Origin of the sequence: Algoriphagus sediminis, assembly GCF_030403435.1 — a bacterium.
Classification (GTDB): domain Bacteria; phylum Bacteroidota; class Bacteroidia; order Cytophagales; family Cyclobacteriaceae; genus Algoriphagus; species Algoriphagus sediminis.
On record NZ_JAUEPH010000004.1, the window covers coordinates 51,881 to 69,789 of the forward strand.

General features: G+C 40.6%; 12 protein-coding genes. 5 read left to right on the plus strand and 7 right to left on the minus strand.

Features of this window, described 5'->3' with window-relative positions:
* Positions 1-4: 4 nt before the first annotated feature.
* The 6 genes from QVH07_RS09550 to QVH07_RS09575 form a co-directional block, all read right to left on the minus strand.
* Positions 5-232, minus strand: a complete 228-nt coding sequence (locus tag QVH07_RS09550; protein WP_289999948.1) for an acyl carrier protein — start codon at positions 230-232, stop codon at positions 5-7.
* Entirely contained in the window at positions 229-993 is a 765-nt protein-coding gene (locus QVH07_RS09555) for a phytanoyl-CoA dioxygenase family protein (protein WP_289999949.1), read from the minus strand. Before QVH07_RS09555 ends, QVH07_RS09550 begins: the two co-directional genes overlap by 4 nt.
* Before the next feature lie 2 nt (positions 994-995).
* Entirely contained in the window at positions 996-2,507 is a 1,512-nt protein-coding gene (locus QVH07_RS09560; protein WP_289999950.1) for an amino acid adenylation domain-containing protein, read from the minus strand.
* Between the two features lie 17 nt (positions 2,508-2,524).
* The gene (locus QVH07_RS09565; protein ID WP_289999951.1) at positions 2,525-3,673 is read right to left on the minus strand and encodes an acyl-CoA dehydrogenase family protein; all 1,149 of its coding nucleotides are present in this window, start codon (positions 3,671-3,673) and stop codon (positions 2,525-2,527) included.
* Positions 3,674-3,676: 3 nt separating this feature from the next.
* On the minus strand, positions 3,677-5,917 hold the full coding sequence (locus tag QVH07_RS09570) for a TonB-dependent receptor (protein WP_289999952.1): 2,241 nt from the start codon (positions 5,915-5,917) through the stop codon (positions 3,677-3,679).
* A gap of 100 nt (positions 5,918-6,017) precedes the next feature.
* A complete protein-coding gene (locus QVH07_RS09575; RefSeq protein WP_289999953.1) occupies positions 6,018-7,094 on the minus strand; it encodes an ornithine cyclodeaminase family protein in 1,077 nt (358 codons plus the stop codon).
* 131 nt (positions 7,095-7,225) lie between these two features.
* Here QVH07_RS09575 and QVH07_RS09580 point away from each other — a divergent pair, with 131 nt between their 5' ends.
* The 4 genes from QVH07_RS09580 (at position 7,226) to QVH07_RS09595 (ending at position 14,632) form a co-directional block, all read left to right on the plus strand.
* Complete coding sequence (locus QVH07_RS09580) at positions 7,226-8,449, plus strand: HupE/UreJ family protein (RefSeq protein ID WP_289999954.1); 1,224 nt, start codon at positions 7,226-7,228, stop codon at positions 8,447-8,449.
* Positions 8,450-12,598, plus strand: coding sequence for a non-ribosomal peptide synthetase (locus tag QVH07_RS09585; protein WP_289999955.1), 4,149 nt, complete (start codon positions 8,450-8,452; stop codon positions 12,596-12,598).
* Between the two features lie 139 nt (positions 12,599-12,737).
* Positions 12,738-13,403, plus strand: a complete 666-nt coding sequence (locus QVH07_RS09590; protein WP_289999956.1) for a 4'-phosphopantetheinyl transferase family protein — start codon at positions 12,738-12,740, stop codon at positions 13,401-13,403.
* A gap of 158 nt (positions 13,404-13,561) precedes the next feature.
* Entirely contained in the window at positions 13,562-14,632 is a 1,071-nt protein-coding gene (locus QVH07_RS09595; protein ID WP_289999957.1) for an alpha/beta hydrolase family protein, read from the plus strand.
* A 193-nt stretch (positions 14,633-14,825) separates the two neighbouring features.
* Here the strand turns inward: QVH07_RS09595 and QVH07_RS09600 are convergent, their stop codons facing one another.
* Positions 14,826-15,902, minus strand: a complete 1,077-nt coding sequence (locus QVH07_RS09600) for a flavin monoamine oxidase family protein (RefSeq protein WP_289999958.1) — start codon at positions 15,900-15,902, stop codon at positions 14,826-14,828.
* Positions 15,903-16,266: 364 nt separating this feature from the next.
* Between QVH07_RS09600 and QVH07_RS09605 the strand changes: the two genes are divergently transcribed.
* Complete coding sequence (locus QVH07_RS09605; protein ID WP_289999959.1) at positions 16,267-17,853, plus strand: CHRD domain-containing protein; 1,587 nt, start codon at positions 16,267-16,269, stop codon at positions 17,851-17,853.
* Positions 17,854-17,909 lie beyond the last annotated feature (56 nt).

A 17,909-nucleotide genomic window follows, 5' to 3' on the forward strand; every position in this document is an offset into this window, starting at 1 on the left:
TGAATTAACTCTGGAGCTGACCCTTAAGGTAATCGCCCATGGATTGCACGGTATTGAAGTTTTCTATTACCATATCCTGAGGAGGAACTTTGACATCGTACGTTTCCTCGAGGAAGGCAATTACTTTCATAATCGTAATACTGTCAATTAGCCCACTGCTTAAAAGCTCCTCCTCAGCATTGATATCGGTATCAATTTCTTCACTAATATATTTTGTAATTTCCTCTATCATGGTTTTGGATTTAAAACTCTTTTTTCTCTCTTGACCATGTAATCCGGCCTTGGGTTTCCCACCTCCTGAATGTTTCGAGTTGGGTTAAATGTAAACATAAGCAGCTTTCTGTCCACTATTCCCATATTTTGATAGGAACCGTGAAGAATATTGCTGCTAAAGATAACTGCATCTCCGGCCTTTCCTGTAAGGGGTGTGATGGGACCAAATCTGGTGACCATTTTCGCCAATGTTTCCTGTCTAATCAAATACTTTAGATTTTCATCATGAACGCCATCAGGGTTGTTTAGATAGGATTCCACCTCGCCGTATTTCTGAGAACCAGGGATTGCCAAAATTGGTCCATTGGCGACATCGACATCCGTAAGAAAAATAGCTAATGTAAGCGCCTCTGCTTCAAGCATACCATCCTCCTTCCAAAACTTAAAATCCTGATGCCAGCTCCAAACACCTGATTGCAGACTAGCTTTTGAATTGAGTTTAGACTGGAAAAGATAAAATTCTGTTTCTAGCAATTGGCTAACTATACCTCGAATTTCTTCATTGTCTATAAGCTGCTGAATTTCTGGATGAAATTTTTCAGGAGCGAAAATGGTCCTGATTTTCCCTGATTTTTTTTCTCTAAAAAACTCAGGACCCTCCATGGCTTCTATTTCCTCAATTGCTTTATCCACTCGATGAAATAAATCATCCCTAAGAAGCTTTTCCAAGATCAAATAGCCGCTTTCTTTATATTCTGATATTTGCTGATTACTCAACATACTCAATCGCGAAATTGCTTTTCTAATTCCCTGTAGTGTACTTTCCCATTATCTGAATGCGGCACAGAAGGCATTTCAAGGATGTGTTTAGGCACATTTTGCTTTGGTAGAACTTTCATAAGTTTCCTTTTTAGTGCTTTCACATCCATTGATTCGCTATTTGATACGATGGCTGCGCAAATTTCCTTTACTCCATCTTTTGTAGTGGTAAAAACGGCTGCATCCTTAATTTCCGGTAGTCGGATCAATGAGTGCTCAACAGCTCCCAGTTCCACCCGGTATCCATTGATCTTCACCATTCGGTCAATTCTTCCTGCAAAAACCAGATATCCTTTCTCATTTAAATAGGCCTGATCACCTGTTCGATAATATTTTGTAATCTCACCATTATTATTATGTAAGTAAAAGGACTTTTTATTCAAGCTCTCATTATTCCAATACCCTGTCATCATCGTGATAGAACTGATCAAAAGCTCCCCTTTCACTCCTTTCGCTACTGGATTATTTTCGGTATCCAGTAAAAGAAATTCGGTGTTATCCCAGACTGTTCCAATGGGTATTTCTGCTTTCTCATCTACAGGCTTTTCTATGGTGAAGTACGTACATTGGTTTACTTCGGCTGGTCCATAAACATTGGAAATCTTTGCTCTGGGAGCTTTTTTCAATAATTCATTCACCAGGGCAGGAGGGAAGGACTCTCCACCATATTTAATCCATCTTACTGAAGGGAAATCCAAATCAAAACCACCGCGGATCAAAGAAATGAAGAGAGATGGTACAGAGTAAAGGATGGTAATCTCATTTTTTCTAACCGCTTCACAGAAGCTACCCAACATGATCAATTCACTTTGGCTGAATACATAGGTAGTACAGCAGGCGTATATAGCGGAGAAATAACCGAATGTACTTTGATCAAAATGCAGTGAAGCTACATTTCCGATAACATCATTTTCCTTTACTTCATACAGTTTAGAGGACTGCCTCGCATATGCAAGTCCACTCTCATGTGTGTGTACTATGCCCTTGGGTTCGCCAGTGGAACCTGAGGTGTATATGATATAGGCATTATCCTGAGGTGAAATAGCTACTTTAAGCGCTTCACTACTATAAGCAGAGAAGACTTCTTCCCAAGAAATCTCTTCATTTGAACCAAGTACCAGAAGTTCTGGACTGGAAATTTCATCGAGGGTCTTTTGATGTGAAGGAATTGATAGGACCACCTTGATTCCACAGTCCTTAATGATTGCTTTTAACTTATTTGCAGGTTGTGCGGGGTCCAGGGCTACGATGACTGCCCCAGTTTTAAGTATTCCATATAACCCGTAAGCAGTGTAAATATTTTTATCAATAAGAATACCCACTCGCTCACCCTTACTAACCTTATTTGCCAAAAGCCAATTTGCTATCTGGTTGGTTTTTCGGTCCAGTTCGGAATAAGTGATTTCACCTGAAGAACTTTTGAAAGCTATTTTATCAGGGTTTTTCCTTGCTCCTGCGGTAAGAAGCTCACTCAATATTGTACTCTTGGAATTCACTGTACTCCGTTCAATTTAGCGATTATGTTCCTTTGAATATCGGAGGTTCCAGAATAGATCAATCCTCCTAATCCGTCCCTCAGATCTCGTTCTATTTCATATTCTGTAACAACTCCTTTGGCTCCAAAAATCCGGATAATATCAGTACTGGACTCCACAAAAGCCTCACTTATGTAAAGCTTTGCCATGGCAGCTTCCTCCATAAGTGGAAGGTCGTTATGATCCAAATATGCCACTTTATATAAGTGCATTTTCGATGTTTCTAATCTAAGTTTCATATTGGCAATTCTATTTGAAACCGACTGAAAACCACCTATGTTTTGACCAAAGGATTTCCTCTCATTAGAATAGGAAATAGCATTTTCCAACTGCTTTTGCATTCTGCCGATTTGGCTTGCAAAAATGTAGCCTCTTTCTGATTCCATAGCCGATGTGAAGAGACTTAGACCTGATCCTTCTTTTCCCAGTCTGTTTTCATCCGGGACAAAGCAATCCTTTAGGTATAGATTTCCCATAGGGGTGGTTCGCATTCCCACCTTGTCTCTAACTTCACTTCTTGAAAAGCCTTTCATGCTGCTGTCCACAATGAAAGCTGTAATACCCCACCTTCCCAGTTTCGGATTGGTGGTGGCAAAAACCACGGCCATCTCACAAATGGGAGCAAGGGTAATGTAGTGCTTTTCTCCATTTAAGATATAACCACCTTCTGTCTTTTCAGCGGTCATCTGCAGGCTATAAGTATCGGACCCAGCTGTATCATTTTCAGTGATTCCGAAGGCTCCAACCGTTCCTGAAATCAAAGGCTTTAGATATTTCTTTTTTTGCTCTTCCGAACCAAAGGCATTTATCGCCACTTGAGTGCTCCACATTTGGGAATTAAGGGAAAAAGGAAGTCCATTATCTTCACTTCCATAGCCCAGCCCCTCTAGCATCAAAACCGTGGTCATAATATCATGCCCACCTCCTCCAAATTCCTTGGGGAAAGGCCAGCCCAAGACTCCGAAATCAGCACATTTCTTCCACTCATCGCTTGGGAAGATATTGCCCCTTTCTTTATGGCTAACGTTTGTATTTAAATGTTTCTGAGCAAAATCAGTAGCTTTTTGTTTCAGCTCCAGCTGCTCTCTACTCCAACTAAAATCCATTAATTAAAATGTAAATCTTACAAATCCTCTAAAGTTGAAGGGTGTTCCAGGTGTAAAATGAATTTCACTAACAGGTTCTGCTTCAAGGCTACCATCTGCCAGTCTTATTCTGGATTCAGTATCAAATTGAGTTTCTTTCCAATCGGAATCTAGCAAGTTTTCAATTAGGAATCCAACGGTAAAGGCATTGAATTTATAATTCGCATTAAGGTCTAAAATGGTATAACCCTCAGCTACAACACTATTGTCTTCATTTGCCGGGCGATCTTGTAAATATCTTGCTCTAAGAGCTGCTGCAAAACCATTTTTCTCAACCGATAATCCAGCGGTAGTTGTGATTCTAGGAGCCAAAGGAATCAAATTTTCACCTTCCGGATCATCGATACTTCTAGCATAGGAATAGGTGAAATCAGAATCGAAGTATAACCAGTCAATGGCTTGCCATCTGATTCCCACATCAACACCGCGTCTTGCTGTACGACCACTAGGCTCTACAATCCCAGCATCACCTACGTAAACGAATTCCTGCTCCAGTCTTAAGTACCAAAGAGCGGCATTAAATAATAGGCGAGGGGCCAATTTAAAGTTACCACCTATATCAGCTCCAAAGGCTTGTGGTAAAATCTGCTCATTATTTGGCCTTTCAAGGACAAGGCGGGTATCATTTGAATGGAACCCTATACCTGTTTTCAGAAATACCTGCACCTGATCCGATGCAGTGTAAATAAAATTCAATTTTGGACTTACAACCGCTGCTGTTAATGAGTTAGGGTCATATTCAGGAGTTAATTCATCCTGATATAAGTATCTGAAGTAATCCACCCTTACCCCGGGATTAATTCTAAGTCTGTTCAGATTTAAGTCGAAGTTTGCGTAAGCATAATAGTTACCCTCAGTAATATCACCTCGTTGGGTTACGAAGCGAACACTGTCTCTATTCTTAGTACCTGCGAGTTCATTGTCATTACTGAAATCACTTCTCAAACCCACCCCTACAGTTAAGGCATAATCCCCACCACTGAAATAATCGCTGTAGGTTACAGCAGATTCAGCACCAAAAAGCTTTCTATCTTCTCTTTGTCGAATCTGATCTCCATTCACGCTATCCTCTAAGAAGAAGGTAAAGTTGGAAAAAAGCTCAAAGTCATAAGTATTATAGAATACATTATTTCTGATGTAAAGCTTGTCATTGATCATTTTAGAGTGATTCAATGCAAGATTCATTCTGCTGGTTGTTCCACCTTCAGTGTCATCTAAAGCACCAAAATTTGTAATCTGACCACTTTGTACAGCTCTCACCGGAATCTGACCAGATGCATCCCACTGACTTGTAAAATAGGATGCAATCAGACTGATATCTGAACCATCATCCAAAGTCAAACCATACTTACCCATTAGGTTTATTCTGTTGAAATTCTGGCTGGATTCGAAAGGTCCATCACTTGAAAGATATTCCGCAGCCACGTAAGCGTGGTTTTTGGTCTCATTGATCAGGTTAAAGAGACCCACGGTTCTTGTGGTATTGAAGCTTCCTCCTTCTACAGTCACTGAACTCTTATCAATTGCTCTTTTGGTTTGGAAATTTACATATCCTGCTGTCGCAAAATTTCCTTTATCGGCATTGTAAGGCCCCTTATCGAAATCAATTCGCTCAATAGTTTCTGGAATCACAAAGTGTAGATCTGAATAACCTTGACCATGTGCATGGGAAACCATATTTACCGGCATACCATCCACGGTTATATTGATGTCTGTTCCGTGGTCAATGTCGAATCCACGAAGGAAAATCTGCTCGGCCTTACCACCTCCGGCATGCTGGCCAATAAAGAGACCAGGAACCTTTCTAAGGATAACTTGCGAATTGTTCACTGGATTCAGCTTCAGATCCACTCTTGAAAGAGTTTGAACAGGATTGATATCCTGACTGAAAACCACTTCATCTAGCTGAATGGATGTTTCCTTTAATCTCACCGTGATCTCTCTTGAGAGGTCAGTAATTTCAATTGTCTGTGATTCAAACCCTACGTGGGTGACCTGAATCGTTTGTCCTACTGCAACACCAGGAAGCACAAAATAACCTGAGGGGTTGGTATGTGCGTGATGTTCTGAATCCTGATGAATGATATATGCTCCTGGAACAGGGGCGTTGTTTTCATCAAGCACTCGGCCTCGTAAATCTTGGGCGGAAACTGTACTTATCAGGCAAAGGTATGCCAAGGCTAGAATGGGTAATCGTTTAATCATAAAATTGCACTTATGGTGGGAAATTAAAGTCTATTGTTCAATGAACTGAATATAATTGTAGAAAGCTAGCTTAATCAATTTCAAGAGAATTTCCTTTTAACTATGATTCTGATACTCTTGAAAACTGATAGATGGCTCCGTATGGATTTTTCTCATCTGAAGAGTATGATTCAATATTCATTTTGGTTCCAAGACCAAGCTCTTCGGCATATCTGGCAAATAATGTTGCAACAACCTGATCTTCTAAGGCCCATCCTGTTGAATCAAAAACAGTTAAATTGTTTTGATACTCACGCTGCATTTCTTCGTTTTTGATTAGTTCAACCCAACTTGGACCTATTTCTTCTGGGGAAAGTTGTTGGCATTCTCCTTCGATCACCGCCTGATCTAAAAAATCCGGACATACTTTTGAGTTTTTTAAAAGGAATTTTGGGAGTTCAAATTTTCCGGGAAAATCTGCGCCTACAGCATTTATGTGCAGATGAGCTTTGCAGTTATACTTTTCAAAGAGTGGTCCTTTATGCGGTTCGATGGATGTGGCTGTGGAAATGATATCAGACATTTCCAGAATCTCTTCAATTTTGGCTTGACGTAAAGAAATGTCAAGAGTGATAGGATTTAATCTTTCGGCTAAACTATCCATTGAGGCCTGATCTGAATCAAAGTAAAGAACCTCCTGTATATTGAAAAGCCTGCTAATGGCATGTATCTGTGTAATCGATTGAGCACCACATCCGATGATTCCAAGAGTTTCTGAGTCAGGATTTGCCATCAGTTTGCTCGCAACAGCACTAGAAGCTCCGGTCCTTAAAGCAGTCAGTAAAACTCCATCCAGAAGATGATTCAAATGACCGGTATGGGTATCGTAGCAGGAGATGGTTGAAAGAATGGTTGGAACTTTATAAAGCTCAGGATTCTCAGGATGATAACCGACTACCTTGATCACTACCTCTTCTCCTTTTTTCATCAGAGGCATCCATTCCACAAGACCTAAAAATGGTTTTTTATAATTAAATCCTGAACGGGTAGGAATCTGGATATTTTCACTGTTGTACTCTAAAAGGGATTCTTCAAGTGAGGATGTCAAATCATCCATAACTTTATCCAGCCCTTTCTTTATGATAATCTCATTGACAGCGTCACTGTCAATTATAATCGTTGCTTGGTTTTTTTTCATTACTCAGAGGTGACGAGGGCAATATACGGCTTTGATTTCAACTCTCAATTCTTTTCTTTTACGAAGATTAGAAAACTAGTTAGGGTCTTCCATTGTTTAGGCTCTGCATTGATATTACCCTACACCCGAATATGTCCACAACCAAATTATTTAGAACAGGTTTAACCCTACTTGCTTTTTTAATGCTGTTCACGCCTCTTGCAGAGGCCCACAAACCGAACCAAAACTACATATACTTAAGTATTTACGAGAATGAAATAGACTGTAGAGTAGAGCTCAGAAAGAGTGATATCGAACAGGTTTTTGGTTTTGAATTTGAAGCTGGAGAATATCCCGATTTGAATGATCCCCAAACCCTAACTATGGTAGATTACATACTGGAAAACCTTAAATTTTCCTCTGCCAGTGGAGATCATGAATTAATTTTCACCGGAACGGACATTCTTGATTTAGGCGGTAACGATTTTATACTCTTTAATTTTGACCTGTCCAACATAGATTCTATTCCATCTGAAATGGATATCTATGATGAAATTTTCCTTCAGGAAATTTCCGGACATGAGTCCTTACTTCATATCGAGAGAAACTGGAAGACCGGAGTTCTGGCCAATGAGGCTTTACCTTCTTTAATTTATGGACCTGCATCTACCAATCAAACTTTGGATATAGAGGAAGGGTCTGTATTCACGGGTTTTATGGCAATGGTAAAATCTGGTATTTATCATATCTGGATAGGCCTGGATCATATTCTTTTCCTTATTGCTCTATTGATTCCTTCCGTAGTGGTTTATAGACCAAAAGACCCGAAAGCTTCATGGATGGGAATAAAATACACTGATTTTGATACTCAGAATAGCTTTAAAACAGCACTCTGGTCCGTAGTGAAAATCATTACCATTTTCACTCTGGCGCATTCTGTTACGCTTAGTCTCGCTGCATTAGGGGTGATAAACCTTTCCTCACGGCTGGTTGAATCCATTATTGCAGTGTCGATTGCCATGGCTGCTTACCATAACATTACCCCATTCCTGAATAAGCGAGAGTGGTTGATCATTCTCATTTTTGGACTTTTCCATGGATTCGGGTTTGCATCAGTTCTGGCAGAGCAATCTAGAGGTGGTGAGTATCTTGTATATTCTCTGGTTGGCTTTAACATAGGGGTAGAAATCGGGCAGCTTGTCATTATTCTGATCGCATTTCCGATTTTGTTCTTCCTCAGTAAATGGAAAGGATACCAAACTATCCTAGTTGGCTTTTCAATCGCTCTTATTGCCATTGCGACTTATTGGGTGATAGAAAGGGCTTTTGATATAGATCTAAAGCTTTTGACCTGGCTGGTAAATCTGTTTAAATAAATGGGGGAAAATTCGGATGACTTACTCGACGAATGGCTAAATTTCAATGATGCCGAAGGGGAGGGGGCTGCTGAATTCACTATTCTGAAGGCGCCTGCACAGGATTCCTATCCATTATCTCAAACTCAGAAAAGACTTTGGCTGGTGTATCAAAAGGAACCTGAAAGCCCAGTCTACAATTATTCTGAAGTTTGGACTTTCCCGAATGACAGCTTTGATAAGAACACCTTCATTAAATCTCTTGAGCTTCTTGTAAAAAAACATCAAATTCTTCTCAGTAACTATTTGATAGTTAAGGAAGAACCAAGGCTGGTTTATCCAAAGCGTGAATCTTTTGAGCTACTAGAGTCTGAGGAAAAAATGGAGGAATCTTCAGCTTTTTCTTGGCTGAAAGCCAAAGCTAGTCGAGGTTTCCGATTAGAAACAGACCCATTGATTCGGGTTGCGATTTGCCCACTGACAAATGGGAACAAGGCGGTTGGGATTACATTTCATCATATTGTAATTGACGCATGGTCCATCGGAATACTGAAAAAAGATTTCGCCAAGTTCTATGCTGAAACCTCAAAGGGTAATTTGGATCAACTTACCGAGGAGAGGATTCAATTCCATGACTTTACTGTTTGGGACTCAGAAAGAGAAAGGAAATCTAGCGATAAGAGCAATCCTGAAGCTTTGCAATGGGATATTCTGGAACTGCCTTTGGATCATCCCAGACCGGCACGACCAAGCTACAGAGGGGGATTTCATCATTTCCTATTATCGAAAGACCTCACCAAGCCGATTCAAAAGCTTGCCGGAAAGCTTGAAACCACAGATTTTAACCTCTTTTTGGCTGCCTTTCAAATTTTGCTAAGCCGATATGGAAAGACTGAAAAGATATCGGTGGGCATCCCAGTTTTAAACAGAGAGGAGGAAGAGGTTAAAAATCTGGTCGGGTACTTCGTAGATACTCAAGTTCTGCAAAGCCAAATTGATCCTAATAAGTCCTTCGGACAATTCCTCGAAGAAGTCAAAAATGACTCTTTGGCTGCTTTGACAGGTGAAAAACCAAGCTATGAGGAACTGATCAAGCAATCTGGCATAAAGGCAAGTCAAAGCGAAAACCCACTATTTCAGGCCATGTTCGTTGGGCATTCCAAAGGTGAAAACCCTTTCCATGAACATGACCTGAAAGTAGAAATGGAAACCCTGGACCTAGATGTTTCCAAGTTCGATCTGACTTTGCATCATTTTGGTGAAAAAAATGGTGCCTTTGCGATTGGAATAGAAATCGCTTCAGATCTCTTTGAAAAGGCCTTTGCAGATCGAATGGCAGCTCATTTTGAAGCACTGCTCTTTGAAATTACTAGTAATCCAGAGCAGGCAATTTCTGAATTAAGTTTGATTTCAGAAAAAGAGAGGAGCTACCTCATTTCTGGTCTCTCTCATGGCTTTAATCCAAAGGATGATGGAAGCGTTCTGGATTACCTTGAAAAAGTCTTTGCAAAATCAAAAGATCAAACGGCTTTGGTTTGTGGAGAAGAGAGGCTAACCTATTGGGAGTTGGATCAAAAGAGCAGGGCTATAGCTCATGTATTGAAAGAGGAAAATGCAGACCCAACAAAACCTATAGGAATTTATCTACATCGATCAGTGGATTATGTGGTAAGCATGATCGGAATTATGAGATATGGAGGATATTATTTGGCCCTTGACCCGGAGTATCCCGATGAAAGAATTCAGCAGTATTTAACCGGGTCTTCTTGCGAATGGGTTATCTCCAGAAAAGGGAATTTTGAGTTAGGAAATCAGGATATCAAAACTTTAAAAATTGATTCTATAGAAATAACCAAAAATATTGATAATCAATTATTTAAAGATGTTAAATGTTCAGATTATGCTTATTTAATTTTTACTTCAGGAAGTACCAATAAGCCTAAAGGAGTTCCTATTTCCCATGCTAATCTTTGCTCTTCGTATAAAGCCAGACTGGATTACTATTCTGAGCTTCCTGAAAGCTTTTTGATGGTCTCTTCTTTTGCTTTCGATAGCTCCGTGGCCGGGATTTACTGGACCCTTGCTACCGGTGGGAAATTAATCATCTCAAAGAATAAAGAATCTCTGGATAGCACTTCGCTCACCCGCTTAATTCAAAGGGAAGAGGTTACCCATACCCTGATGCTTCCCTCGCTTTACCAGGCTATTCTTTCTCAGTCATTACCGCAAAGCTTAAAACATGTGATTGTGGCAGGAGAGGAGTGTCCTCCATCGCTGCCTGAGATGCATTTCAAGAAAAACCCTGAGGGCAGGCTGTACAACGAGTATGGACCAACAGAAGGAACGGTATGGTGCACGGTGCACGAGTTTCAAAAGGAAACTTACAGGGATAAAGCACCTATTGGACTGGCATCGAGCAATACTCTGGCATATATTCTAGATGAGCATCAAAAGCTGGTGCCGACAGGACTATCCGGTGAGCTGTGTATAGCTGGTCCAGCTGTTGCCGGCGGCTATCTGGACGCTAAAGAAACAGAAGAGAAGTTCCTGAAAAACCCTTACTCAAAGGACTGGGATAGGATTTACAGAACAGGAGACCTGGTAAGAATCCAAGCAGATGGACTTCTTGAATATCTTGGTAGAATAGATAATCAGATAAAAATCAGAGGACACAGAATTGAATTGAACGAAATTCAAAATGTGACCAATTCCTTTAAAGACATAGAGAAATCGGTGGCATTAGTCATAGATTCGGATAGTCCTGTAATAGCTTTGGCCTGGAAGGCCCAAAAGAAAATAGAAGCTGGAGACCTGCAGTCTTTCCTTCAGGAAAAGCTTCCTGCTTATATGATTCCTTCTCAATTTCTGCAGCTGGAGAAATTTCCGCTATTGCCGAATGGGAAAGTGGATCAGAAGGAGTTGGGGGAGTTATTCAGAAAAGAGCCAAAAACCGAAAAACAGGTTTATGAGAAAAAGGCCGGAACTTATTTACAAAATCAGGTAGCAAATATCTGGGCAGATGTGCTTGGATTGGAAGAAGTGCCAGTAAATGTGGATTTCAATGCTTTAGGAGGGAATTCCTTATTGAGCATTCGGATCATCGCGAGGTGTAGGGCTTTAGGTTTAAAGGTGACTCCAGAGCAGTTTTTGCGCTATTCTACGGTAGAATCTCTAGTAAATTCAGTTGGTCACGAGCAATACCAAAGACCAGGGAATTTGCAGGAATTGGAGATTCTAAAAATCTGGGAAAAGGAACTTTCGCAGAAGCTGATTGGCGTGAATGATTCTTTTAAAAACAATGGAGGTTCTGCCTATGAATGGAAGCGGGTAGAGGAGGAACTGAAGAATAGATTTGACTTTAAAGAAATGATCAATATCGAGAATACGATCAGCTCTATTTCTACTAAAGTTAAATCAAGTAAAAATACTGTAAATCAAGAAATTAAAAGAATTATTCCTATCAGCACAATAGGTAAAGAAAATCCTCTTTTCTGTGTCCACTCTGAGTTTTACTACGAGACGGTTTACAGCCAGTTGACCCGTCAACTTTCATCGGATTACCCGGTGTACGGATTGCTTTCAGTCAGTCCGGAATTGGTAAAGGATCAGGTGCCTGAAGGTATTCCTGAAGTGGCTGAGCTATGCATCAGAGATATGAAAAAAGTGCAGCCAAAAGGACCCTACAGACTTTTGTCGTATTCCATTGGGAATGTGGTAGCATTTGAGATGGCGAGACAGCTTTTGGAGGAAGGGGAGAAGGTGCAGCTCATTATGATTGATCCTCCTTTATTTTTCGATGAATCCAGGGTTTTTGGTAAAGGTGGTTATAAGAAGCTATTTACGCATCTTGAGCTTTGGAAGAAGCCGGCAACCTTATTTAACAAATTGAAGAAAAAACTTAGTAATGAGAAAAAACCAGCACTAATTGAGGATACAGGGCTATTGAAGAAATTTTTATATGCTTATCAGCCAAAGCATGTGAACGTGGATACTTTGCTGATTACCACACCAAGCGAATTCAAACATACCTATGGCTGGGAGCCTTTGGTTAATGTGGTGGATACCGAGCGAATCCAGGGCCCACATATGAAGCTTATGCGGGAGCCGTATGCTTCGAAAATGAATGAGGCGATAGAGCGGAGTCTTAGAAAATGGGATAAGGAAGGGTGATTTTGGAAGTACGATTTAGGATTTAGGATTTGAGAATGTCGAACATCGAATGATGAATTTCGAATATTAAAGTTTAAACTCTCCAACCGACAACTGGCAACCGACAACCGACAACTGACAACTGAGAATAGAAAATAAAATGAAAGTGGATCTTTGGGCAGCGGATTTAAATCAGATTCCGGATCAGGATTTCCAGATTCTGGCGCCTTTAGAACAAAAGCTAACGGATCAGTTTAAATTCGAGAAGCACAGGACGCGATTTATCAAAAGGAGAGTGATGCTCCGGAAAATTCTGGGTCACTACCTGGATAAATCACCCAGAAGCGTAGGAATAGGCTATACGAAGCTTGGAAAGCCATTTCTGGCTATGAGTGCGGAAAAACTTTATTTCAACATTTCACATTCCAAGGATCAGGTTCTTATAGGGGTCTCCAGAGATGCACATCTTGGGGTGGATATAGAATTCCTGGATCCTGAGATTGAGTCAGAGCTAATTTCCACGCATTTTTTCGCACCAACTGAAATCTCATTAATTAGGAATTCAGAAGGAATTAAAAAATCAGAAGCATTTTTTAGACTCTGGACCATTAAGGAAGCATTTATCAAACTGATCGGAAAAGGATTGAGCTATCCGCTGGAAGATGCTTTGGTGAAGGATACCATGGATAAACCAAAAATCCGAATTCCTGATGGAAAGGATTACACCTGTGAGTTTATTTCAAATATTCCCAATTACGCCATTGGGGTAGTGGTATCAGGAAAAGCCCTTGAGCTTAATTTGAGGAATATGGCAGAGGTTCTATAGGTTGGAAAACTCTGTTTAACATAATATAAATTATAGAACAGAATAAGGATTTCCGATAATACGTTCGCCACTAAAACCCCACATTTACTACTCATCTTTATTTTTCTATTTCAGGTCTTTCGCAGATCTTAGATTTAGTTAAATCAAAACAGAAAAATATGAAATGGATTTTTACGCTAGCCTTACTAGTATCAACCCTTGTAATCTGTCAGGCTCAGGAAGAGCAGTCTGAGATTGAGGCTCTTCGAAATCAGGTCAGGAATTTACGGCATAGCTTTGATGCTGTAAGCAAACAGCTAGATGATGTGCTTTGGTATGAAAAAGTGGGTGATGTGGCCTATATCGACAAGGTCTACCTGACCGGACCTCCAAAGGATGACCGGGTTGAGAAAAATAAGACAGCTCAGGGTTATGGAAATCCGCTTCGCTTCCAATCCTATATTTTTATCCCACGCGATATTGACCCTGATAAAAAGTATCCGCTTATGGTTTTGCCCCATGGGGGCGTTCATAGCAATTTCAATACTTTTTATGCTCACATCATCCGTGAATTGATGGCTCAGCAATATATCGTGGTTGCAGCTGAGTATCGTGGAAGTACAGGATATGGCAGAGGTTTTTATGAAAGCATTGACTATGGTGGATTGGAGATTGAGGATGTCTTTGCTTCCAGAAACTACATGGTGGAGAATTACGATATCGTGGACTCAAATCGAATAGGAATATTTGGTTGGAGTCATGGGGGCATGATCACACTGCACAATATTTTTGAGCATCCGAAGGATTACAAAGTCGCCTATGCAGGAGTTCCGGTGAGCGATTTGATTGCCAGAATGGGATACAAGTCGCAGGGATATCGGGATCTGTATTCTGCAGATTATCATATAGGGAAAACGGCTGCTGAAAATGTAGAAGAATATCGGAAAAGATCACCTGCATGGCAGGCTCATAAGCTGGAGACTCCCCTACTCATTCATACCAATACCAATGATGAAGATGTCAATGTGTTTGAGGTGGAGCATCTAATTAAATCGCTAAAAGCAGAAGATAAAGATTTCGAATATGAGATCTACGAAGACATTCCCGGAGGTCATACCTTCGATCGAATCGATACTAAAAAGGCCCAGGAAGTACGCTTGAAAATCTATAAGTTTTTGGCTTCTTACCTCTCCCCTCCCAATGAATTCAAAAATGTGAAGGATTTAAGGAAAGCGGCTTATCGGTTTTGAGTTGGATTACTTAAGATAAAGGGACGCGTCCGGAGACGCGCGCCAGTGAAGGTTGGAGTGTCAATAGCGCGCGTTTTTAACGCGTGCTATACTTTTCAGGTAATTTCTTGGTATTCATTATAAACGGTTCCAGCGGAGTTTTGCGTACAGCTAAACTGACTAATTCAAAACCAGCTTTTAAATCAAACCAAAACTATCCAAGATCAGCCAATAGCAGTTCCGCTGTACGATAGGCTGATAAAACCGCCCCTTCCATATACCCAGGATTTTTGGCAGAGGTCTCGGCTCCCGCAAAAAACAGGCGTCCGTCAAAATGAGGTTCTTGGTAGAAAGGATGGCCGTTGTTGTGATGTGGCACTAGTGACTGATTTAGATTCCTTCTTTTATCATCAATAAAGTGCTCATTCCATAAAAAATCTGCGTACCCTAATACATCAGATTCACTAATTCCAAATAGCTCTTGCAACTCTTGTACAACCAACTGTTGCCTTTGATCTTCATCCTTTAACCATCTTTCTGAAAGATTTAGGAAACCAAGTAAGCCAGGAATCTTTTCAGTGCCGATGGTATGATCTTGAATCTCGCGAATTAAGCCGTAATTGGAGAAAGCAAAACCAGAGAGCCGTTTAGACTTCCATCGGTCTTCCTTTAAAAAAATAGTAAACTTAGCCGATTCACCCATCCAGATGTGAGTTTCAGACATCAAATTATGCTGGTCTAGCTTTGGTGTGAGGTTAATTTGACTGGCAATCACTGCTGGTGGTAAAGCGAGCACGAGTTTCTTGGTATAAAGTCTGGTTCCATCCACCAGCCTGATTTCCAGCTGATCGTTTATATAGGCTATTTGTTCCACTTTGCTACCAAGAGAAATTCGATCTTGATTCAAATGTGAAACAAGCGCATGGATAATGGAACCGGTTCCTCCTTTGACTTTGTGATAAACAGCTCCGCCCATCAAGGCTTTGGTGGGACTTTTTTGGATTTCCATTGAAGGATCGTATTTGATCAGTGCATCTCCCTGTAAGTATTGAGGAACTAGGTCTAGGTCGAGTTCATTAATTAGCTTTCGAAGATGTTTATCCTCAAATACCCATGTGGCTCCTAATTCAAAAGAAAGGTTATTGCGTGATTTCGTGAAAATACGTCCACCTAAACGATCCGAGGATTCTAAGACCAGAGCGTTTATTCCCTGCTTTTTTAAGATAAAGGCAGTGGTAAGCCCCGCAAGCCCACCGCCGATTATGATCACATCCTCTTTCCTGATTCGCATTTAACATGTATCAATTCGCTCCAACAAGTGCATAGTGGATTAAGTTCTCATTTCTTTCATCCATCTTTCAAGAATCTAGAATATGGGGCAAATCTTAGATTAGCTAAATTTTTTACCCCCTCTTGAAAATGGTAATTTATTAGTGTTTTCTGTTTAAATCTATCTAGCGCGTGTTTCTATCGCCCTTCAGTGAATTGATTTTATAGCAGCGCTCCAGCGTCTATTCGGCCATTTGTGGGATTTTTTTAAAAAACTTCACTCCTCCTCAATCCAAAGAGCCATTAGGCCTCGTAAGTCCTTTCTAAATAATCAAAACCCCTATCGGATGTTAGTAATGCCTAAACCAAAACTAAATTTAAATTTTATGAACTACGCTAAACAATTTCTAAGAGGACTGTATATACTACTTTTCTCCGTTTTGTTTTTTGCCTGTAATGATGATGATGAGCCTATGATGCCCATGCCGAACCCTACGGGCAATATGATCACCTATCAATTAGGACCGGTTTCTAATCCATCCATCTCAGGAACAGCAGAATTCATTGAGAATGATGATAATACCATCACGATTAATCTGCAATTAAGCGGAACCAGTGACGGTGGTATGCATCCTGCACATATTCATTTTAATACTGCCGCTGAGGGTGGTGATATCGCCCTCTCACTGGGTATGGTCGATGGGGGAACTGGTATGGCTTCTGTAACCTTCGATGCTTTAGATGATGGAACACCCATTACATATTCAGGATTATTAAACTTTGATGGCTATATCAATGTGCACAATTCTATGAATGACTTGGGAACTCTTTTAGCTCAAGGTGATATTGGTCAAAATGCCTTAACTGGAGAGTTTAAGGTATATGACTTAGGTTCTGTCGACGTAGATGGTATCATGGGTACGGCTACTTTCAGAGAAAGACAAAATGGTGAGGCTCTCGCCCAAATTATTTTGCAAAATACACCCGATGGAGCTATGCATCCTGCACACATTCATGAGAATACAGCTGCCGAAGGTGGAGCGATTGCATTTTCTTTCAATCCTGTCAATGGTTCTACCGGGATGAGTATGACAAATGTAGCCGAGCTAGACAATGGTAATGCCTTCGTGTATGAGGATGTACTAGGATTTGATGGATACATCAATGTCCATCTGTCAATGGAGGAATTGGCTACCATAGTAGCCCAAGGAGATATTGGACAAAATGAATTGACCGGAGAAACGAAAAATTTTCTCTTGGGTGAAAAAGATGTAGCTGGAATTTCCGGTATGGCTACTTTTAGTCAACGTGTCAATGGGGAAACTTTAAGTGAAATCATGCTGGAAAACACACCTGAAGATGGGATGCATCCTGCTCATATTCACTTTAATACGGCTTTGGAAGGCGGTGGAATCGCCTTCTCATTTAATCCTGTTAATGGTGCCTCAGGAATGTCCAAAACCAATATTGCAATGCTTGATGATGGAACAGCAATTACTTACGATGAATTATTGGATTTTGACGGGTATATTAATGTACACCTATCCATGGAAGAGCTAGGGACTATTGTAGTACAAGGAGATATAGGTCAAAATGAATTGACTGGCGAGTCTACTACATATATGTTGAGAGAAATAGATGTCCCAGGGATCAGTGGAACAGCTGAACTGAAAGAGCGTGCCAATGGAAGCACACTGGCAGTTATCATACTAGAAAACACCCCTGAAGATGGAATGCACCCCGCACACATTCATGAAAACAGCGCAGAAATGGGCGGCCCAATCGCTGTATCCTTTAATCCAGTCAACGGTGCCACTGGAATGAGTATGACCAATATTATGATGATGGATGATGATACTCCAATTACGTACGAGGACCTATTAACTTTCAATGGGTACATCAATGTACACCTTTCCATGGCTGAACTGGCCACTATTGTAGCTCAGGGAAATATTGGAAGCAATAGCAATTAAGATTATAAGAATATAGGTTGGGGAAAGTCCGGGGCGGTTTTTTTGCCTCGGACTTT